Here is a 21481-nt window from a genome sequence, read left to right as displayed (position 1 = left end):
AGCCGCGATGAACCTAAAATAATCGGAACAACTAGCCAGCTTAGAAGAACGATAAACCTGATGTTCTATCGCTATTAACTATTAGAAGATCTATCGATCATTATCAGCATCGAACAATATCGTATAAGTAGAGTGACTGATCGCCCCCCTTCACCTGAATGTTAAACGATGCAATAGAGTTGCTATATTTGATGGATCAAGGCCTTCAAACTAGAGTTTAGGCTGACCAAAAGATCAGGCAATATCCTCGTATTCGATCCCTCTGCCGCTAAACCCCACTATGCTACTCATTATAAAGTCACTGAGCACTCCAGCCAAGAATGCCATAAAGGTTGCCCTAGCATTTTGTTTAGCTATCTACCTTGCGTTGTATTTTAACCTTGAGAAGCCTTACTGGGCGGCTATCGTGGTCAATATATTGGCCATCACTGATACTATTACTGCTGGCAAGAAAAAAGGCATTCTCAGATTGTTGGGGACGCTTTGTGGCGCGTTTGTCGGGCTTTGGTTAATCGCTGTTTTTGGGCAAGATCGATATTATTTTTTAGCAAACATCGCACTGTTACTCGCAATTTGTATATACATGGGTTCCGATCCGGTCATCGGCTATGCTTACATTACGGCATTTATTGTCTGCATCCTGCTGGCGATATCTGGCAGCTTTGATGGTGTAGCTACATTTAATATTGCGGTACTAAGGCTGCAAGAAACCCTGCTTGGCTTCGTGGTCTATACGACCATCTATAGCGTGGTTTGGCCTGAGGATGATGACACACGCTTTAACAACGAAGTCAGTGTTGTTTTAGAGGCGATGTCTCCCCTCATTCATTCACTCGCTTACAATGACTCAGCGCAGCGTTTCCAGTTACACACGAGCTGCGAGTTAAATATTGAAAGCCCGACCTTCAAAGCGCTGAACGATCTGATGCGCCTGCCCGATTTGCATGGCCGTATGCCTGCCAGAAAGCAGTGGAAGCATCAACAGCAAACTCAAGCAATCTGGGTTGCCAAACAGTTACTGCAAAACGCCCATGATCAAGGGGTTGATCACAATGATTTTTCGATACTTAACCAGGCTATGGCTTTTATTGAAGCATCATCGGTTAATGTCGATTACAAGCCCCCTTTTCCAGAGACAGTCAAACAATTCTACCAGGGTAACTTTAAGAAAAAGCGCTTATTTGCCCGATTACTTGACAACAGCCAGCAACGATTAAGCAATACGTTAGTCGGCACAATGAGCTTCATCTCAGCAATTCTAGTCTGGATATATCTACCAATATCATCGGGAAGTCTGTTCATCATTAACAGTGCCATTTGCGCCTTGATATTAAGCAACATGCCTAGGCAAATGATAAAGCACTGGACCATTGGCTACTTAGCCTTTGGGTCACTGTTCCTCATTCAGTATGTTCTGCTGTTACCTTCGATGACCGAAGTATGGCAATTAATGGCATTTTACTTTGTTAATGTCTTTATGGTGTATCGCCTGTTCGCTGGTAATCAGTGGATGGTCTATCGAGTTCTCGGGGGCAACCTATTAGTAATGATTACCATGAGCGCAACGCAACTTGTGCCTGTTTATGACGTCACTACCCCTTTGAACCTACTCATTTATATGATGGTTGCACTGGCTTTCATCCGCTTTTACACCCGCTTAATACACCGTAAAAGTTAACCACTATAACCTCACACAAAGACCACTAAGGCATAAAGTAATGAAAATGAGTAAATGCTCTGCGCTTGTCGTTATCGACCTGCAACAAGGTATCGTTGATCAATTACCGGAAACCGTGTCCCGACCGATCATAGAGAACAGCCTTGCTCTCTGCGATGCATTTGATGATGCTGATTTACCCGTAATTATTGTTAATGTAGCCGGTCGTCCACAAGGCCGAACGGAACTGCAAAATAAAGCGGCTCAGCCTGACGCATCAAAGATCGTATGGGGAGAGGTCATCGAAAGCCTGCGCCTAAACCCTAATTATCGCTATCTAACCAAATATTCCTGGGGTGCATTTACCAACACAGATTTGCAGAAGCAGCTTTGTGAGCAAGGTATTACGGATATTTATCTGACCGGGGTAGCAACAAGTATTGGGGTCGAATCAACGGCTAGACAAGCATTTGAACTGGGTTATAACGTGGTGATTGTCGAAGATGCGATTGCAGATATGAACCCGATGAACCACCAGCACAGCTGCCAAAATATATTCCCAAAACTCAGTGTTTTAGCAAAAGCTCAAGACTTGCTATAACTGTCTCGTCCTAAAATACGTTGACCGTATTTTCATTAAACAATAAAAAGCCGACAGCGAATTAAGCTGTCGGCTGATGATCGTTCTATCTCAAGTACATTCTATCTCAAACAAGAGAAATAGGATTAAGCGTTAGCTTCACGCTCAGCGATGAACTCAAGAGCCATCTTGATACGAGCGATTACGCGCTCTTTACCAACAAGCTCCATCACAGCATCAACAGAAGGAGACTGACCACCGCCTGTTACTGCTACACGAAGTGGCATACCGATTTTACCCATGCCGATCTCTAGCTCTTCACATACAGCTGCAATTACACCATCTTTGATGTTTGCAGTAGTGAAATCTTCAAGCGCTTCAACCTTAGCAAGCGCAAGCTCTAGTGGGCCTTTAGCAACACCACGTAGGTGCTTCTTCGCTGCGCCAGCTTCAAACTCAGAGAAATCTTCGTAGAAGTAACGAGATTGCTCAGCAAGTTCGATAAGCGTGTTACAACGCTCGCCAACTAGCTTGATCACTTCAGTGATAGCTGGACCGTTTGTTGTATCGATCTTCTGTGCGTCTAGGTGCCATTGCAGGTATTTTGCAACGTACTCAGGCTCAGATGTCTTGATGTAGTGGTTGTTCAACCAAAGTAGCTTATCAGTGTTGAATGCAGAAGCAGACTTGCTGATAGCGTTCAGGCTGAAGAATTCAATCATCTCTTCTTGAGAGAAGATCTCTTGGTCACCGTGAGACCAGCCTAAACGAACTAGGTAGTTGTTTAATGCATTTGGTAGGTAACCTTCATCGCGGTATTGCATTACAGAAACAGCACCGTGACGCTTAGAAAGTTTCGCACCGTCATCACCAAGAATCATTGCACAGTGAGCGAACGTTGGAACTGGCGCGCCTAGTGCTTCATAGATGTTGATTTGACGAGGTGTGTTGTTGATGTGGTCTTCACCACGAACAACGTGTGTGATACCCATGTCCCAGTCATCCACTACTACTACGAAGTTGTAAGTTGGTGCACCGTCTGTACGACGAATGATCAGGTCATCAAGTTGGCTGTTTGCGATTTCAATGCGACCACGGATTTGGTCATCAAATACTACGCTGCCTTCTTTAGGGTTACGGAAACGGATAACGCACGCATCGCCTTCTTTTGCTGCTTCGTTTGCTGCAACAATTTTAGGGTGGTTAGCATCGTAGCGAGCCATTTCTTTGTTTTCTTCTTGCTCTGCACGAATTTCATCAAGCAGCTCTTTAGACGCGTAGCATTTGAATGCTTTGTCTTCAGCAAGTAGCTTATCAACCATTTCGTTGTAACGGTCAAAACGCTTAGATTGGTAGTAAGGACCTTCGTCCCATTCCATACCCATCCATTGCATGCCTTCTAGAATTGCATCAACCGCTTCTTGAGAGTTACGCTCAAGGTCTGTGTCTTCGATACGTAGAACGAATTCACCGCCTTGGTTTTTAGCGAATAGCCAAGAGTAAAGTGCAGTACGTGCACCACCAACGTGAAGATAGCCAGTTGGGCTAGGAGCAAAACGAGTTTTAACCGTCATTTAAATACCTTGATTATGTAGGTGATTCTTTTAGTGCTCGCCATTACAAGGCCTGCAATAGTCAAACATCACTAAATTTTGGGCGCTATTTTATCACCACCGCTTAAATCTACAATCAGTAGTGAATGATTAATGCGCTGTTGTTGTACGAAAGCCGTTATTGAAAGGCCAATTACGCCCTTAAAGTCGTAAATAGATAGTCTTAGCAAGTAGATTATAGCCGCACATTCCTAATTTCCCTCTTCCATTCCAAACTGAAACCACCAGCTAGCACTCCACCAAGATCAAATTCTTGAATTTATGTTTGACCTTACCCTTACGGGAAGGTTTATGTTAGGCGTAGATGAGAATTGGAGTATCGATATGAACTACTACACAACGGCGCTCAACGGCCTAAATTGCATGGGTTGCGCGAAGAAAGTTCGCACACTGTTTAGCGATCTCGACAGCACGATGATTAATGACATATCGCCGACCTACATCGATATTTCGACTCCATTTAGTTACATTCAGCTCAACGAACAGTTAGCAACGCTTGGCTATTCTATGGGTAATCAGCTGCACCTTTCGCTATCCGGTCTGAGTTGCGGCAAGTGTGTGAGCAAACTGACTAAAGCGCTTGAACAAACTGAGCAAGCCTTAAACCTAGAAGTCAGCAAACAGGAATTATCACTGGTTACTCTGCTTTCTGAGTCTGAGGTGATTAAGCTGGTCGAAAGCCTGGGTTACCACGCAGCTCCCTACTCAGAAACGAATGACCTTTCATCGAGTTCAGATTTAGAAGACGAACAAGCAGATAAAAAGAGTGAAGATAAAACCGCAGCTAGCCAATATACCTATCACCTTGTTCTTGAGGGGATGACTTGTGCGAGTTGTGTCTCTTCGGTAGAGAAAGCACTGAAAAAGAATGAGTTTATCGACCAAGCTCAGATCAACCTTGCCGAACAAACTGCCTTGGTTTTCACCTCCAAAACACGAGACGTCATCGAAAGCGCGCTAATAGAATCCGTAAAAACCGCAGGTTATGGTGCAGAGTTCGTTGATGACGCGGCGACTCAACAACAAAAACAGCAAGAACAACAACTTCGTACCCAAAAAGCTTTCCTAAAAAATTCGGTAAGCGCGCTGCTTATCGGTGCTCCGCTGATGGCGTGGGGTCTGTTTGGTGGCAGCATGACTATTGCTACATTTAACGACCAATTGGCTTGGGGCTTAATCGGTGTCGTCTGTTTGGTACTGCTAGCCACTTCAGGTCGTAGCTTCTTCACCAATGCTTGGCAGTCTCTCATGTATAAGCGCGCGACCATGGATACCTTAGTCGCTCTAGGTACAGGCGCAGCATGGTTCTATTCAATGTTGGTTGTGCTGATTCCATCATGGTTTCCAGAACCATCTCGCCATGTCTACTTTGAAGCAAGCGCAATGATCGTTGGCTTCATTTCTTTGGGTCATTACATCGAAGCCAAAGCCAAAGCGCGTACCACAAAATCTTTACAGGCATTGATTAACTTACAGCCTCAAAAAGCGGTGGTTATTGTCGATGGCAAAGAACAAACCATCGCAGTAGAAGCGATTCAGGTAGGCATGCAGGTACGAGTAAAACCCGGAGAAAAAGTACCGGTTGATGGTGTCGTAGTCTCAGGTGAATCTTATATCGATGAGTCGATGCTGACCGGTGAACCACTGCCCAACGTCAAAACAATAAATGATGGCGTTTCTGCGGGCACTATTAATGGGGATGGTAGTTTAATTATTGAAGCGACTGGGATTGGATCAAGCACCATGCTGGCTCGGATCATTCAAATGGTTCGCCAAGCGCAAAGCAGTAAACCAGCAATCGCCAAGCTTGCCGATTCTATCTCAGCCGTTTTTGTTCCGGTTGTGGTCGCAATCGCAGTTGCTGCCGCCTTAGTTTGGTTTTTTGTTGGCCCACAACCAAGCGCCAGTTACATGTTAGTGGTATCAACCACAGTGCTGATCATCGCTTGTCCATGTGCCTTAGGCCTTGCGACACCACTTTCAATTACTGTCGGCGTTGGCAAAGCCGCTGAGTTTGGCGTTCTGATCAAAGATGCCGATGTGTTGCAATCTGCAAGCAAAATTGATGCTGTCGTGTTTGATAAAACAGGCACCCTAACCCAAGGTAAGCCAACCGTTCAGCAAGCCTTTTATGGCGATTTATCAGAACAAGAATTACTGGCTTGTGCTTATTCAGTAGAAGTAGGATCTGAGCACCCACTTGCCAAAGCCGTTTGCCAATATGCAGAGAGCTTGGAAGTTTCAGTACTCCCACACAGCGAATTTGAAAACCAACGAGGGCTTGGGGTTCAAGCAACAATTAACGGCAAGAAAGTGCAAGTTGGCTCGCTTAAGTACCTCACCCAATTAGGTATCAATACAGAGGTTGGCACGGATTTCATCGAGCTTTGCCGCTCGCAAGCGTGGACGCCTATTTTCATTGCGATTGACCAAAAACTGGAAGGCATATTGGGCATTTCAGACGCGTTAAAAATAGATAGCAAACAGGCGATAGCTCAACTAAAATCCGCCGGAATTCACACTGTGCTATTAACAGGCGACAACGACTCTGTGGCTCAAGCAATAGGTAAAAGCGTCGGTATCGACGAGGTTATCTCGGAAGTGCTTCCAGAGCAGAAAGCTCAACATATTGTTCAGCTTCAACAGCAATATAAGAGTGTTGCGATGGTCGGAGACGGTATTAACGATGCACCCGCTCTTGCTCAAGCAGATATAGGAATCGCAATGGGCAGTGGCAGTGATGTCGCGATTGAAAGTGCGCAAATGACGCTACTCAACTCATCGCCATTATCAGTAAGCAACGCGATCGAGCTATCTCAAGCGACTGTGAGAAACATGAAGCAAAACCTGTTTGGTGCCTTCATCTACAACTCGCTTGGTATTCCTATCGCGGCCGGTGTGCTTTACCCATTTTTTGGATTTCTGCTTAGTCCAGTAGTTGCAGGGGCAGCGATGGCGATGTCGTCAATTACGGTAGTAAGCAATGCCAACAGGCTGAGATTGTTCAAACCAACTCATTCTAATATTAATAAAAACCATATTCATGAGGTTAACCATGATTCGTAAAATTATGACTCTTACTGCACTCGCTGCAATCTCAGGACAAGCTTTAGCTACTGATGTTCTAAACCACAAATCTCCATACTGCGGCTGCTGCACAGAATGGACTGAACATATGCGAGATGCTGGGTTCGATGTTACTGAGAAGCTCCACGATGATATGAACCCAATCAAACAGAAGCTTGGGGTTACACAAGAGCTAGCCTCTTGCCACACTGCAGAGATCGACGGTTACGTATTTGAAGGACACATTCCAGCAGATGACATTAAAGCCTTTCTAGAAAACCCGCCACGTAATGCGATTGGTTTAGCGGTTCCGGGCATGCCAATGGGTTCTCCAGGCATGGAGTATGGCGATAAGAAAGACGAGTATTCTGTGTATGCGTTTAATGAAAAAGGTCAGGTGTTTGAATACCGTCACTACAACGGAAAATAGAACCTAAACAGACCAACACACAGCAATAAAAAGAAGTCATAAAAATAGAGCCTAGCATTCAGTAAACCCAAGACTGTGGTTTACTTGCTAGGCTCTTTGCTTTTGGACAGTAAAGCAAAACTTGTCGCGGCACCAACCGGGCTGTTAGTACCGCTATGTTCCTCTCGCTAATTAGCTAAGAAGTTATTCAACAACAAAGCTATTTAACAAAGAAGCTCACTCGGCCAATAATCTAATCGACTAAGCAGCCAAGTGAATCAGCTTAGAAGCCGTAAGAAGCACCGAATACGAAAGCGTTGTTTTGCTTAGAATCGCCGTTTGCGAAATCTACACCGTTAGCTTGGCTGCGGAACTCAAAGTAAGGTTGAACGCCTTGACGAGTCCATGTTGCACGTAACTCGTGGTCCATTGCTTCAGCTTCGATCATGTATACGTTGTTGTAGCTAAGCGCTAGGTCAGCATTCACTGTGTAAGCAATGCGGTTATCCATGCGGTAGTCAGTTTTATCATCGTTAGAAGTGTCGTCGATGTGTGCACGAGTACGGTTGCTAATAGAGATGCCGTTATCGAAGTTGTAACCGATCTTAACTAATGGACGGAACTGAATGCTTTCGCCTGCAGAGAATAGGTGTTGGTAACCCGCAGCAACCCATAGGTTGTCAGTGATGTTGAAAGCTTGCTCACCACCTACAGTGATGCCTGGAGTAGTATTACCTGCGCCGCCATTTTCAGATTCAAGTTTGCCCAGTTGGATACCATCAAACTCAGAATAAACCGTGAAACCGCCTAGAGAGTTGTCAAACGTGTGACCAGCTTCTAGCGTAGAAGTCATGTCAGAACCGTGGATACGGCCATCGTCATGAATTTGGATGTTACCCGTTACGTAAGAAGAACCAGCAAAAGCACTAGAAGCGAAAGCAAGAGAAAGAGCACTTAGAGCGATAATTTTTTTCATAGTAAACTGCCTTAGTTTAATTTTTTCAGCGGCACATCTTCGGTACATCATTCACCTTCACCGCTTGAGTAGTTGGTAGCCTCCCTGGCATGAAATCTATGTTGCTCGAATTAATTCGCGTTTAAAAATAAAAGACTGGGCAGAGTGATCTCTCTCACTGTCAAAAAAGAAAAAGTTATTTAATACTTTAAAATCAATCTCTTAAAAATATAAAAATTGATAAAAAACTCAAGACAAAAAAACACACAGATCCAGATCACATTATTTCACGTCGCGAAATTAGAATGAGTTAGTTCAATCACACTTGATTTAGAGTTTTTTATGGAGGACTTATTTTTTGAAGAGAATAATGAGAAGCGCGTCACTTTTGCGATGGAACTCACCTTATGTGCATTGTTGACGATATAAACAAAGAGTATTTCTATATGTTTCAGCTTAAGAGAAGTGCCTAACTTAGTTTGGACGAAAAAAAAGCTCCCACTTTTATCTAAATAAGACAATAGCTAGGGAGCTTTTCTATTAATGTTGCTTATCGATTATTTTACCGAAGTCACTCGACTTACTTTCTCGCCACTTTCAGAGATAGAGCGGATGTAAGTTTCGCCAGAAACCGATGGACGTTGTTGCTCATCATACGTTAGCCAGTTTTCACCATCAGCTGAGTATTGAAGCTCTACGCCTGGGAATTGAACGTTCATTGCAAGCTTGCCATCAACCACTTTTGCACCTGGAACTGGTAGTCGGTAATCAATACCCGCTTTTTCTAGCTTAGCTAGCTCACGTTGACCAAGAATATTCGCGAAGCGATTAAAGTCGCTGTTCAACGCTTGCTTATTCACTAAGTTAGTTTCTTGAGAGTATTCAACACCAACCTTGTAGTCGTTTTCCCAATCTGCTCGGTGCCATGCGCGCTCTGCTGCTGCCAATACGCGAGGGAACACCATGTATTCATATTGCTCGTCAGTACGTACTGTTTCTGACCAAAGTTGAGCTGACAGACCGTAGAAAGGTTTCGCTTCAACCTCACCTTTACCACTGAAGCCATTGCCGTCACGGTCTAGAGATGTTTCTGCGTTTTGTGGCATGTTCTCTGGCGCAAAGCCAAACATCTTACGAGTATCGGTTGCACGTGTTGCCCAGTAGTAACCACGTTCTGCTGCGTCTACTTCGTATGGCATATCCATGTATACGTAATCTGGGTTAGAAACAATTACGTCATAACCTTTCGCAGACCAGTCGTAAACTGATGAAGTGCCGCCCCAGTAAAGAACATCCCAGAAGTTAACGCGCGTACTTTCTGTTGCAAATGCTTCTTCACCTTCGCTGTATTTCAGGCCATCTTGCCACGCTTGGAAGTGTGGAATACCCTTCTCAGCAACAATCTTAGACACCTCTTCTGCAAAGTGGCTTGGCAGGTGACCGAAATCGCTTACTGTACCGTCAGCAATTAATTTCTGACATTGTGGAGATTGTTGGAACGGCTTATCTTGCTTAGATAAATCAATGTTACCTTTCCATGCCACTTTGTCTTCTGCATTAATATCTTGTAAGCCAGCGCCTAACTTAATGTTTTTCGCTTCATCGCCACCAAAGTGCCAAGTCGTTAGCGGTACGCCCGCTTCTTGGTGCATTGCCGCCACTTCAGAGATTACTTTATCGACGAAGTGAGTTGATGACTCCATACATGGGTTAATGAAGCTTTGCTTATCGTAGAACTGAACCGTGGTTACATTCGATGTATCTTGCGGATCCATCAAGCGGTATTCGTTCGCTTCTGCTTCTTTGCCTTCCGCCATGAGACGAGTGTAACGCGCTTCCATTGATACCACAGCTGAACGAGCGTGTGCTGGCATATCAATTTCAGGGATAACTTCGATGCTGCGCGCTTTAGCGTAGCTTAGGATCTCGACGTAATCCGCTTTACTAAAGAAACCAGAGCCAAAGTTGTCTGTTGTTGGACCAGAACCTAGCTGAGGCAGTAAGCAGCTTTGTTCATCCAAATCAAAACAACGATTAGACCCTACATCCGTTAGCTCTGGTAAACCTGGAATTTCTAAACGCCAACCTTCATCATCCGTTAGGTGAAGGTGCAGTTTATTCATCTTGTATGCCGCCATTTGATCTAGCGTTGCTAGGATGGCATCTTTTGAGTGGAAGTTTCGAGCAACGTCTACCATCACACCACGATAATCAAAGCGCGGCGCATCTTTAATTGACAGTTGTGGTAATGATTCAGCGTTCTGACTATCTATTAGGCCAAAAATAGACTGAACTGCGTAGAAAGCACCCGTTTTATCAAACGCTTCAATTGCAATCCCCTCTTCCGAGATGCTTAGTTCATAAGCGCCAGATTTCGCTAAATCACCCGTAAACTGAGTAGGAACAACAGCGACACTCACAGGTAGGTCGCCACTCACATCTACGTTTACCACATCTGCACGTTCTTCAATTGCTGCGAATTGCTCAGCGTCGAATGCGTCTTTAGGTAGGGCAATACCACCAGCAATGCTAACTGAACCTTCACCGGCTTCTACCGACATTGGCGTTGGTAGTAAAGTAGTTGATACGTCTTGCGTTGCTAGATCAGCATTCTTTTCAAAACGCGTCACCGCTGTCGCCATTACGTTATTATCATCAGGCGTACGCTTAAGGTTATTACCCTCTAGACCAGTTACGAACGATGCAACATCTTCTGTATTCAATGATGCAATCATCTTAGGTTCTGCGTTTGGCGCCGTCACGAATGCACCTGGCATAAAGTCAGTTTCAAACAGTTGCCAGTATTCACTCGTTAACGGAAGAACCACTTCTTCACCAGCCGCAAAGCCGTCAAATTTTTCAGTAGGTTCTAGCTTGTGAAGGTCACCAGTAACGCGAGTGATCTTAAATTGCTCATTATCAACATCTAAAATAAGACGAATACTGTGGAAGTAGATGCTCCAATCTTTAGAGTCAATCGCTTCACCGTCATTGGTTAGCGTCATGTTCACTTTATTACATGACGCCCATTCAGCACCTAGGTCCTGACAAGCCAAGCCTTCATTCGCACCATGATTAGTTAGAATTTCGTACTGAACATCAAGATTATCAGCCAGTGCATTCACTACTTTTTGTTCTGGTGCTTGCGTTACTGCACAACCTGTTAGGCCAGCCAATACCGCTACAGATAGTAAGTTTCTCTTCAACATCGTATTCACCCATAAATTAAAAATTGAGTAAGAAGCAAAATGGAGCGCTTCGAAAGTTAGATAAACTATATGGGCTTATTTTTTACCGTGAATTAAATCGAGCTAATAAAGTGATCGGCTTCAAATCTCAAAAATTTTTATAAATTTAATTTAAATAAAATCATCAAGTTACAAGCAACGGCACTTCCGTCATTTTAATTTTGACGTAAAATTTGAGAAATGAATCACAATCTTTTTTACCGATTTCATAAAATCGTGTCATTGGTAGTCAGAAAGGATTTAGAGTTTCAGCGTATTATTATACTTTTCGTACAAACAACGTGACATTGTTCTCAAAAAAAACCGTTAAAAAACACCGTCAAAATCGATTTTAACGAGTTTAATACTTCCTTAAGGAGCTCCCTTTGCGTCCACTCTGGTACATGGTTTTATTCGTTCTCGCTTTTTCAGCTAGGCAAGCGGTCGCCGAGCCCCTTTATTGGCAAGCACAAAAGGATGATCTGACACTCACTATCTTAGGTTCAGTGCACGTTGGAGACGAGAGTATGTACCCCCTTCCTTCGGCGATCACCGACGCGCTAAAAAACAGTGATGGCTTAATTATCGAAACGGATATCAGAAAGTCTGATGGCGTTGTATATCCCCGCAACAAACTCACGACTGCCGATGTACTCAATACAGAACAGCTGCAATTATTAACCGACATATCAAAATCATTGGGCATGCCGACGCAACAACTGCTTCGCTCACCGCCTTGGGCAACTTCTCTCTCCATACAAATGCAGCAGTTAAAAAACCTTGGTTATGGCTCCGCCAGCGGCGTTGATGCGACGCTAGCGAACAAAGCGACTACCCAAGATGTTCCGGTTATCAGTTTGGAGCCTCTGCAATTCCAAATAGACCTGATGACAAAACAAAAGGACGACGGTAAAGAGTGGTTAGTCAGTAGCCTTGAAGAATTTGACCAAACTGATCGCGTGGTTCATTGCCTGATTGAAAGCTGGAAAGCGGGTGATTTAGCGAAGCTGGAAGCCTTCTCAGAACTGTCAGAGATGTCGCCTGAACTTGAGAAAGCATTCTTAACCGATCGCAACATAGACTGGGCAAACAAACTATCCTCCAATGATTGGAAGCTTAAGACTAAAGGGAACTACATGATAGTAGTTGGTACCTTGCACCTAATTGGAGAAGGTAACCTTATACAGTTATTAGAAAAGAAAGGCTTCAGTGTCATTCAGCAATCACAAAGCCAATCAGCCCAATGTCAATTTGAGACTAGCTAAAAAAGCTAACGATGCTCAACCTCATTTTGTTTTCGTTATAAAAGCATTTCCTTAATAACAGAATCTTTACATTTAATAGCACCATTGCAGTGCTATTATCTTTCGCTCTTTTTACCTATGGCGTTGTTCTAATGAAACCAGTACTTTTTGCTTTCCCTTTAGCCCTCACGATGCTGATGCCCTCAATAGCCTCAGCCAAAGAAACATGCACCATCGAACAGTTTCAGGCGATAGACATACAACCGGATACCAAAGGCGGTGTATTAGATAAAGAAAGCGGACAGTTTTTGATTACAGAGAAACCACCGATGCGCTGCGCCAATATTACGTTCACAACATCTACAACACGAAACCGTATCGCAAGCCAAATGAACAACAATTTTGAAGCAAACTTTTACGACAACCAAACGGGAAGCTCTCACTCGGTGACGTTTGATGAAGATGAAATAAAGGCAGGTTACATTCGAATAGGCCCGAATAAGCCAGCGGAAGCGTATGTTTGTTTTGTTACCTCGGAAACACCGATAAAAGATATTACGTGCGATGTGAATTGATCATTGAGTTGCTTGAAGAAAAAAACAGGGCTAAGGGAAAGGTCCGTTTTCCGCATAGCCCTATTTTGCTGCTTACTCGGTAGCTTAAAGTATGTCTGTACTCGCTTCGGAATAACGTGCGATAATCGGATTTTCTAATGCATTCGGATCGCCCGGCGACCACATTCCACGCTTCATTCCTTTCACAATCAAATGAATCACCGCGGCATCAATAGCAGACATCACAGCAATATTGACCGGTTCATTTTGGCTATAGCCCATTTCAACTTCCAACAGTTCTTTGTAATCAACAAATCGAAATGCGCCGAACCCAATCTCGTGTGAAGAGATAGTTTTAGTGGTGGTGACACTCAATAGAACTTGCCCGGTTCTAACGTCAACCGCTCTTAAATTCACAGTGACTTGATCCGTTCTATATTGTCCAGAACCACCGATCCCAAGATACTTAGCACCCGCACCGCCTGTCACGATATTCGAGTCATAAGCCACAATCCCGCCTTCGATGACGATGTTAGCGGAACTCAAAGACGACAAGTCTGCCCCATGATTATTTACGACCTTATCTTTTTTCTGAGCCGCTCGAATGATCTTACGTTCCGTCAACAAGTTCTGGAGCCCTTCACGCTCTAGAGGAACAAACCACTGGGAATCTATCAATGCCGTGGTCAGTAAAGACGTTCCACCCTGTGGTACCGCTGTGGAAAAGTTACTGTTTGGCTGAGGTTTATACTGTCCCGTTTGATCTCTAAAATCATAAACCGAAACAAGTATTTTACCGCGAGGCTGAGGTAATGAGATCAGGTCCGTATAAGTCGATCCTCTCGGCATCAACTTTGGCGTTTCAGAAGTCTCTGGAATTTGCATAGAGTAAGTGCACCCTCCCAACACAAAGGTCAAGAAGACGATAATGATCGATTTCATAACACAATCCTTGTGATTAGAGGTCGGGGTTTAATCCAGAGACACTGATTTCTGTCGATTCCCCAGTCTCTTTATCGACGATTTGAACGAGTAAGGTCCCGGAGTCGTCAACAATATTGAGGAAAAAGTCATCTGTTTCTAACTGCCCTGTATTTCCGTTACCTACATCAGCAAGCAACTGGCTTATCAAACGAGACTCTAAACTAGACGCTAAACGATCTAAGGCTGATTCTTGCTCATCAAAGATATCCCTTGCACTTGGGTCTTCATAATCATTGATAGCATTAGCGTGATTAAAAAGGTGAGAACTGTTTAAAGCGTTTCCGCCAAAACTTGGATTTACGGGCGTATAAACTAATTCGCTTGAGTAAACCGAAGGCGAAACTATCAGCGCAATGAGCGCGGCCTTTCTGAAAAATATCGACATCCTTGGCTCCTTAAAATTCATCATGGTCTAGATCGTAAGTGTCCTGAAAGAGTCTCTCTGCTTGCCATCTGATAATGTAATTCCCTACAACTCGAGTGGCATCGGCAGCTCGTTCTTTCGCTTGTCTACGACCAGGGGACAACGCCGTACGGAAGATCGGTTTTCTAGAGTGTTGAACCTCTATGATGCTTCCTGATAACGCCGTTGGCCTTTCTTTTACCGTCAAATTTTCCTTAAGGTCGGGATAACTATCATTGAGCGATTGCGAGAAGAAAAAATAGAAATCCTCTCCCAACCGCGTAATGGTTCTGTCCACAATGATTCCATCGACTTCACTGAAGTCATTGAATTTTTCCTTAAGATTATTTGTCGAGTCCTCAAGTTTTTGTCCATTTTCTAAAGGAGCACCGTTTTCAAGACCATGACTCTTTTCTTCTGCATGAAGAGCAAAGGAAAGCAGAGTTATTGTAAGCAGCTTGATTTTCATATGTGCTCCCATTCAAAGTCTATTTACAAAATGAGAATGTGATTCGTTGAAACTGAATAAAGCGTAATTCATGCTTACAGTGGCATATATAAACTTTCGAATTAATTACTGAAGGGAATTGATTAACTAAGGTTGGTAGGATTCGGTCAAATACTAATTAAATTTCATATGAACAACTAAATATTTTCAACTTTAAGTTTATAGCTGTTCGTAAATTCAAGGCCTAGGATTTCGATAAGACAAAGGTTCACTCATTCCCTACGCAGTTTATTTTCGTAGGGATCATAATCACGAACACTTTAAGGTAAAGATGATGGTAATTGGGAAAGCATCACTTATCAGCTTAACTTGTTTATATTTTTTATCAGGAGGTTTTAATAATGCTATCGCGTCAGATATAGAAGGGGATTTTTTACATAATGTTAATCAAGATATAGTCAATGATTATAATTATTTAGAAAGCTTCTCTTCTGGAGATTTAGATAATTATTCAGAATTAAATATATCTAATGCTACTGATTCAATAGCAATAATAAAGCAACGCAGTCCTGGTATTACCGCGAACAACAGAGCGAAGATAACGCAAAGCGGAAGTTCTAACTCCGCATACATTGGTCAAACAGGGCGCAATAATACCGCCTTAATAGACCAGAATGGTTCAAATAACGATGCCGCAATTGGGCAACTCGGAGTAAATTCTGAAGCGCTTATTTCCCAAGACGGGAATAACAATTTAGCAGTTATCGGACAAGCTAACTTCTCAAGACAGAGTAGTCAGCTGAGCATTGACCAAAAAGGCAATGGCAATACTGCTTATTTGGTTGGTTCTGGAAGAAGTAATTTAGGAATTTCTCAAGACGGCAACGACTTTGCTTTAGTGAAAGCGTCTAGCTCAATGAGAATTCACATCAATCAAGCCAATTAGCGCGCAGTATGGAAAGCTTGATTCACCGTTGCTTCTCGATGAAGTAACAACATAGTCGACATGGAAATGTATAAGGATACAACTTATGAAAGTTACACAAATTGGAATTATAGTCGGTGCTATTCTGGGCTTTAATGCAGCATACGCAGATAATTTACCTGCTCCTTTTCCAGCCTCTGAGCCAGCGTTGGGGACAATAGAAGGAACAACCGATCTTGGCATATCATCGACAGTAGCCGGTATTCAACCTTTAGCGATGGATAATACTGCCGTTTGGCAAATGGGTAGTGGCGATAATGCCAATGTCACCATTAACCAGAACACGTCTGGTGTTACTGATGGGCATGTTGCACTAGTTGACACACATGCTAGCTATAACTCTGACGTAGTGGTTCAACAAGATGGCAATCTCAATGAAGCTCACGTTAAGTTACGCTATGTAAACAACAACGCCTGGGTTGATCAAGATGGTGTTAGTAACCAAGCCCAAATTACAGTTCAACCTTATGGTCGAAGCAATGATTTACGAGTTACACAAGTGGGTAACGAGAACATCTCTGTCGTCAATGCTCTAGGTGGTGCTGACTACAATGAAGCTGATGTGAATGTCTCTGGTAACTCCAATACAACCTATACCGAGTTTAGTAACGCGAGTGTTGATAATAATGATGTAGACATCGATATCAGCGGCGATAATAACTATGTTCAAACGATAGTCAACACCGATGTTGGTGGTGGCGACGATAACTATGTCGATATCGATCTCGTGAGCAGTAGCGATAACCGAGTATTCACGTTACAAACAGGATCTCATTCAGATGCCATTGTTAGCTTAACAAACAGCAGTTCAAACCAATTTATGATTGAACAAACCTCTTATGATACTGCTCTCGTTTCAGGTAATGGCGCAAATGGTAATGTCGGTATAATTTATCAGAATTAATATGATAAAGGGTGCATATATTAAAACGGCGTTGATCGCCGTTTTATTTATTTCTTTCCATTTTAATGGATTTTCTTCTGATTTAAATTCAGTACAGTGCCTGATAAAAAATAAAAGTCTTATTCTGACCATAAATAACAGTGTGGCATCTTCATTAACGTTGAGTACGAACACCAACTCTAATTTCAACCAGAATACGAATAGTGGTATTACAACGTTGATCATTAATATAAATCAGTTTCCTGCCACTATAAAACTTCACCCAAACAAGGGGATCTGGAAAATTCATAAAGACTGTACAATCAATAAAATAAAACCATAAATCTCGGTAATTCCCTCTTTCTACTTAAGTATTATTTTACCTTCGACAATACTATTAAATTAATTTTATAAATTTGATGAATAATTAGCTTTAAAAATTAGCAAAATAACAATACGTGCTTTAAACTAAAACACCTAAAGTTCAAGTAATGAGTTAAGAAAAGGAGTTCCACATGGCTAAGCTGGAGGCTTATAACGCCATTTTACTTGCGGAGAACAATTTACAATCGATACTACTAAAAGAGTCTATAGAACAGAAAGTTAACCTGAACATAAAACTCATATCACCGGAAAGGCTCAGTGCTAAATCCCTAAAAAACGATGACTTAGTTCTGATTATTATTGATTTCCCGACAATGAGTAAGCAATACATTGAGAAATACCAGGAGCTCAGAGATGACGTAGCAAGTGATGTCCATGAAGTGCTACTCAATACACCAGGCGATTTCCCGCACTCTGAAATGCTTAAATGGCAGTATCTTGTCGGCATTTTTTATACGTCGGACACCCTTGAAAAGCTCGTGGCCGGCTTTAACTGCATTTTGCAAGGCGAGATGTGGATGAGCAGAAAGCTGATCTATAAATACATCCGTTTTTATAGAGACAGACAATGCGCCAAAACCAGCCCTCATTACCTCAAGCTGACCAAACGCGAACAGCAGATCATCAAACTACTCGGTGATGGCGCATCTAACACGCAAATTGCGGACACACTCTATGTCAGTGAGAATACAGTTAAAGCACACCTTCACAATACATTCAAAAAGATCAAGGTGAAGAATCGCTTACAAGCTTTGATCTGGGTTAAGAACAACGTTGCGACAAATGAGTTTGTCCAATAGACCTAACTCTCTGCCCTCAACCATAAACAGTCAATGCAGTTAGAATGTAGAAATCCCAAATACAAAAAAGCCGTAGCATCTCTGCTACGGCTTTCTTTAATGTGGTCGGTGAAGAGGGATTCGAACCCCCGACCCTCTGGTCCCAAACCAGATGCGCTACCAAGCTGCGCTATTCACCGAGATATCTAACTGGCTCATTGCCTGTCGATGGAGCGTATAATACGGGTTCTGAATTTATCCGCAAGGGCTTTTTCTCATATTTATTGCGATTTTGAATCGTTCGAACAAAAGACATACAACAACGAGCATGATGTGACGAAAAACACACAGTTACCAACAAGTATTTAACTTATGAAACAGGATTGATCCAGATCAGTGAATTGATAATGCTTGTTAATACACTAAGCCATGTCATATAACTTTGAGGTATACACATGGACTTTTGGCTAGATCTCCTATTTGGTAATGCGGTGGGACTATCTTCAATGATAGTAATCTTCGGGGCTCTGGGTCTCATGATGTTTTATGGAGGCTTCTTCATATACAAAGTTATGACTGAAAAATCTCCTCACTAGAATCGCTCTGCCTAAATCATTTACTTTTAAGTATTCTTTTACTTTATAAGTAAATGTCAAAACGCTTTGCACCGGAGCAGACTTATTGTCTTCTCCGGTTTTTTCATTTTTAAACCTAACCTCAACTTAGGTATACTTACCCTATCCTTCTCCAACTTGAGATACACACTATGTCTCATGATGATGACTTAGATCTATTCCAAGAAATGATGGGCGATGTTAAACGTATCGACCATGACACCGCTGAACACCAGAAAGTACACCGAGTCACCGAATCTCACCTTGCTAAGCGTGAAGCCGCTATGTGGCTGTCTGACGACGAGAAAGACTACTTATCATTAGACTATTCGCCAATGATCAAGCCAGACGATGTTGTTGCTTATAAAAAAGACGGTGTACAAGAAGGCGTATACAAAAAGCTGCGCCTAGGAAAATACCCTATTCAAGCCAAGCTCGACCTTCATAGGAAAACACTGAAAGACGCACGTAACGAAGTGCTTTCATTTTTGCGTCAGTGTTTAAGAATGGATGTTCGTACCGTCATCATTGTTCATGGTAAGGGTGAGCGTTCGAATCCACCTGCAATGATGAAAAGCTACGTGGCAAATTGGCTAACACAAATCAACGACGTTCAATGTGTTCATTCTGCTCAGCAATTTCATGGTGGTACGGGCGCAGTCTACGTAATGCTCAGAAAGAGTAATGAGAAAAAGCTAGAGAACAGAGAGCGCCATCAAAAACGCACCAGTTAATAGGTTGAGATAGATAAATGGACTAGTAACGATTTTGCATCAAGATCGATATTTCGTGCCTAGACTCACACCAAGTGCTAAAATTACCTCAGTTAACGAATTTCAACTCAAAGCAACTATCCAAAGGTTGCTTTTTGTTTATCTACATTTCCGTTGTGAAACGCTAAGAGAATATCATGTCACAAGAATCCCAAGCTAAACGCCTTAATAAATACATCAGTGAAACTGGTTTTTGCTCACGCCGCGAAGCCGATAAACTGATTGATGCAGGCCGAGTTACTATTAACGGTAAGATCCCTGAAATGGGTACTAAAGTCTTGCCAGGTGATGATGTTGAGATCGACAATAAGCCTGTTCGCTCAAAAGAGAAGCCGATTTACATTGCTCTCAATAAACCAACAGGTATCACCTGTACGACTGAGCGTGATATTCCTGGCAACATCGTCGACTTTATTGGCCACCACAAGCGCATTTTCCCGATTGGTCGTCTAGATAAGCCTTCTGATGGCCTTATCTTCCTAACCAATGACGGCGACATCGTAAACAAGATCCTACGTGCAGGTAACAACCACGAGAAAGAATACGTGGTGCGTGTAGATAAGCCGATTACGACGGAATTCTTGAAGCAAATGGGCGCTGGCGTTCACATTCTCGATACAGTCACTTTGCCATGTAAAGTAGAGAAAGAGACTAAGTTCTCATTCCGAATTACGCTAACACAAGGCCTTAACCGCCAAATTCGCCGTATGTGTGAAGCGCTCGGTTATGAAGTATTTAAGCTACGCCGTGTTCGTATTATGAATATCTCACTAGACGGTATTCCTAACGGCAAATGGCGCTACCTGAGCGACGAAGAGATCACTGAAATTTTAGCGATGTGTGAAGGCTCAGTAAGTACGGAAGATGCGTCAAAAATGAACGCGAAAGGTCAACGCATTCGCAAAGCGACTGACGCGAAACTTTTTGATAGCCGTGAAGAGAACCAAGCTTCAACAGCGCGCCGTAATCAAAACGAGAACCGTACTCGCACTTACCGCGGTAACAATGCGGATGAATTCCGTCATGCACCTAACTCAAAGCGTGGCCGCAATTCATCAAATGGTGAAAGCGGTGGTAATACCGAGAACTGGAAATCGAACTCTCGTTCAGAGCGTTCTAATTCAGATAGAAACCGTTCGGATCGCAATCGCACAGATCGCAATCGCACAGATCGTAGAAGCGGTAAGCCGGCAAACCGCAGCCAAGATTCAAACAGACCGAACAAACCTGCACCAAAGCGTGTTGGTGGTACTTTAGGTCTGAAGAAGTAGTCTGAATCAGTAAGACGAGACACTCGATATAAAAACGCCTGCTAGATTAGTCTAGCGGGCGTTTTTGTTTGTCATTCGATAGTTTTATCATCATGACAACAATCTATAAACATAGATCAGCAAACTGGCCGCGAGTCAGCAGTGTTAAGTCTTTTGGGTCTAATTCAATCTCTAGCCCACGCTTACCTGCACTCACACATATCGTTTCAAAACCTGTCGCACTGGAATGAACGAAGGTAGGTAGTGCTTTCTTCTGACCAAGCGGACTAATTCCCCCCACGACATAACCCGTGGTTTTCTGAGCAATATCTGGATCAGCCATCTCTGCTTTTTTGCCTTTCGCCGCTTTTGCTGCCAGCTTTAGGTTTAGCTTCTGGTCGACAGGAATAACGGCGACTGCCAAATCTTTCGCCACACCATTCAAGCAGAACAACAGCGTTTTGAATACACGTTTGGGATCTTGACCAAGCGCTTCAACGGCTTCTAAACCATAGTTCGTATTATTGGCATCATGATGGTACTGATGCACGCTATGAGCGATTTTCTTTTTCTTGGCGAGATTGATTGCTGGGGTCATAACAAATCCAAACGATAGATAAACAAAAAGCGACGCCGAGGCGTCGCTTTAGTTAAATTTATCATGGTGCTAGAG

General features: G+C 43.0%; 19 protein-coding genes and 1 tRNA gene. 12 read left to right on the top strand and 8 right to left on the bottom strand.

The features are described from left to right. Positions 1-280 precede the first annotated feature (280 nt). Positions 281-1678, top strand: coding sequence for an FUSC family protein (locus AB4154_RS05080; RefSeq protein WP_372098204.1), 1398 nt, complete (start codon positions 281-283; stop codon positions 1676-1678). 46 nt (positions 1679-1724) lie between these two features. After that, positions 1725-2258 carry an isochorismatase family cysteine hydrolase gene (locus AB4154_RS05075; RefSeq protein WP_240698162.1) on the top strand — a complete coding sequence of 178 codons (534 nt, stop codon included), beginning with the start codon at positions 1725-1727 and terminating at the stop codon, positions 2256-2258. Positions 2259-2383: 125 nt separating this feature from the next. On the opposite strand, the gene gltX is transcribed toward AB4154_RS05075, so the two are convergent. Next, positions 2384-3811: a glutamate--tRNA ligase gene (gene gltX, locus AB4154_RS05070; protein ID WP_017069020.1), complete on the bottom strand. Its 1428-nt coding sequence runs from the start codon at positions 3809-3811 to the stop codon at positions 2384-2386. A gap of 300 nt (positions 3812-4111) precedes the next feature. Between gltX and AB4154_RS05065 the strand changes: the two genes are divergently transcribed. Continuing rightward, positions 4112-6916, top strand: coding sequence for a copper-translocating P-type ATPase (locus AB4154_RS05065; protein ID WP_372122391.1), 2805 nt, complete (start codon positions 4112-4114; stop codon positions 6914-6916). After that, positions 6906-7346 (top strand): DUF411 domain-containing protein, encoded by a 441-nt coding sequence (locus tag AB4154_RS05060; RefSeq protein WP_017060536.1) that lies wholly within the window; start codon positions 6906-6908, stop codon positions 7344-7346. Before AB4154_RS05065 ends, AB4154_RS05060 begins: the two co-directional genes overlap by 11 nt. Before the next feature lie 262 nt (positions 7347-7608). On the opposite strand, the gene AB4154_RS05055 is transcribed toward AB4154_RS05060, so the two are convergent. Both AB4154_RS05055 and AB4154_RS05050 read right to left on the bottom strand, forming a co-directional pair. Further along, the gene (locus tag AB4154_RS05055) at positions 7609-8301 is read right to left on the bottom strand and encodes an oligogalacturonate-specific porin KdgM family protein (protein ID WP_017060537.1); all 693 of its coding nucleotides are present in this window, start codon (positions 8299-8301) and stop codon (positions 7609-7611) included. A 536-nt stretch (positions 8302-8837) separates the two neighbouring features. Further along, entirely contained in the window at positions 8838-11489 is a 2652-nt protein-coding gene (locus AB4154_RS05050; RefSeq protein ID WP_372122389.1) for a beta-N-acetylhexosaminidase, read from the bottom strand. A gap of 404 nt (positions 11490-11893) precedes the next feature. Between AB4154_RS05050 and AB4154_RS05045 the strand changes: the two genes are divergently transcribed. Together AB4154_RS05045 and AB4154_RS05040 are read left to right on the top strand one after the other, a co-directional pair. Continuing rightward, positions 11894-12772 (top strand): TraB/GumN family protein, encoded by an 879-nt coding sequence (locus AB4154_RS05045; protein ID WP_029235194.1) that lies wholly within the window; start codon positions 11894-11896, stop codon positions 12770-12772. 131 nt (positions 12773-12903) lie between these two features. After that, complete coding sequence (locus AB4154_RS05040; protein ID WP_102321503.1) at positions 12904-13326, top strand: hypothetical protein; 423 nt, start codon at positions 12904-12906, stop codon at positions 13324-13326. A gap of 84 nt (positions 13327-13410) precedes the next feature. Here AB4154_RS05040 and AB4154_RS05035 read toward each other — a convergent pair whose 3' ends face one another. From AB4154_RS05035 to AB4154_RS05025, 3 genes are read right to left on the bottom strand one after another with little or no spacing between them, the layout of a single operon-like run. Further along, complete coding sequence (locus AB4154_RS05035) at positions 13411-14247, bottom strand: CsgG/HfaB family protein (protein ID WP_050646260.1); 837 nt, start codon at positions 14245-14247, stop codon at positions 13411-13413. Between the two features lie 16 nt (positions 14248-14263). Next, positions 14264-14674, bottom strand: a complete 411-nt coding sequence (locus tag AB4154_RS05030) for a curli assembly protein CsgF (protein WP_102333662.1) — start codon at positions 14672-14674, stop codon at positions 14264-14266. Positions 14675-14684: 10 nt separating this feature from the next. Next, complete coding sequence (locus tag AB4154_RS05025) at positions 14685-15161, bottom strand: curli production assembly/transport protein CsgE (RefSeq protein ID WP_240798949.1); 477 nt, start codon at positions 15159-15161, stop codon at positions 14685-14687. Between the two features lie 313 nt (positions 15162-15474). Between AB4154_RS05025 and AB4154_RS05020 the strand changes: the two genes are divergently transcribed. From AB4154_RS05020 to AB4154_RS05010, 3 genes are all read left to right on the top strand, one after another. Further along, on the top strand, positions 15475-16086 hold the full coding sequence (locus tag AB4154_RS05020) for a hypothetical protein (protein ID WP_017064156.1): 612 nt from the start codon (positions 15475-15477) through the stop codon (positions 16084-16086). An 85-nt stretch (positions 16087-16171) separates the two neighbouring features. Continuing rightward, the gene (locus AB4154_RS05015) at positions 16172-17029 is read left to right on the top strand and encodes a curlin (RefSeq protein WP_136974804.1); all 858 of its coding nucleotides are present in this window, start codon (positions 16172-16174) and stop codon (positions 17027-17029) included. Between the two features lie 494 nt (positions 17030-17523). After that, positions 17524-18192 (top strand): LuxR C-terminal-related transcriptional regulator, encoded by a 669-nt coding sequence (locus AB4154_RS05010; protein ID WP_136974805.1) that lies wholly within the window; start codon positions 17524-17526, stop codon positions 18190-18192. A gap of 102 nt (positions 18193-18294) precedes the next feature. Here AB4154_RS05010 and AB4154_RS05005 read toward each other — a convergent pair. Beyond that, positions 18295-18371: transfer RNA gene (locus tag AB4154_RS05005), tRNA-Pro, on the bottom strand. 255 nt (positions 18372-18626) lie between these two features. Between AB4154_RS05005 and AB4154_RS05000 the strand changes: the two genes are divergently transcribed. The 3 genes from AB4154_RS05000 (at position 18627) to rluF (ending at position 20829) form a co-directional block, all read left to right on the top strand. Further along, positions 18627-18767 (top strand): DUF3149 domain-containing protein, encoded by a 141-nt coding sequence (locus tag AB4154_RS05000; protein WP_017062321.1) that lies wholly within the window; start codon positions 18627-18629, stop codon positions 18765-18767. 170 nt (positions 18768-18937) lie between these two features. Next, the gene (gene smrA / locus AB4154_RS04995) at positions 18938-19519 is read left to right on the top strand and encodes a DNA endonuclease SmrA (protein ID WP_017062320.1); all 582 of its coding nucleotides are present in this window, start codon (positions 18938-18940) and stop codon (positions 19517-19519) included. 176 nt (positions 19520-19695) lie between these two features. Beyond that, entirely contained in the window at positions 19696-20829 is a 1134-nt protein-coding gene (gene rluF / locus AB4154_RS04990; protein ID WP_372122387.1) for a 23S rRNA pseudouridine(2604) synthase RluF, read from the top strand. 103 nt (positions 20830-20932) lie between these two features. Here the strand turns inward: rluF and ybaK are convergent, their stop codons facing one another. Then, entirely contained in the window at positions 20933-21406 is a 474-nt protein-coding gene (ybaK, locus tag AB4154_RS04985) for a Cys-tRNA(Pro) deacylase (protein WP_050651812.1), read from the bottom strand. Between the last annotated feature and the right edge of the window lie 75 nt (positions 21407-21481).

It is taken from the genome of Vibrio sp. 10N.286.51.B11 (genome assembly GCF_041469245.1).
Classification (GTDB): domain Bacteria; phylum Pseudomonadota; class Gammaproteobacteria; order Enterobacterales; family Vibrionaceae; genus Vibrio; species Vibrio crassostreae_C.
Note: the sequence above shows the minus strand (reverse complement) of the source record. Positions and strands in the feature narration are given on the sequence as shown.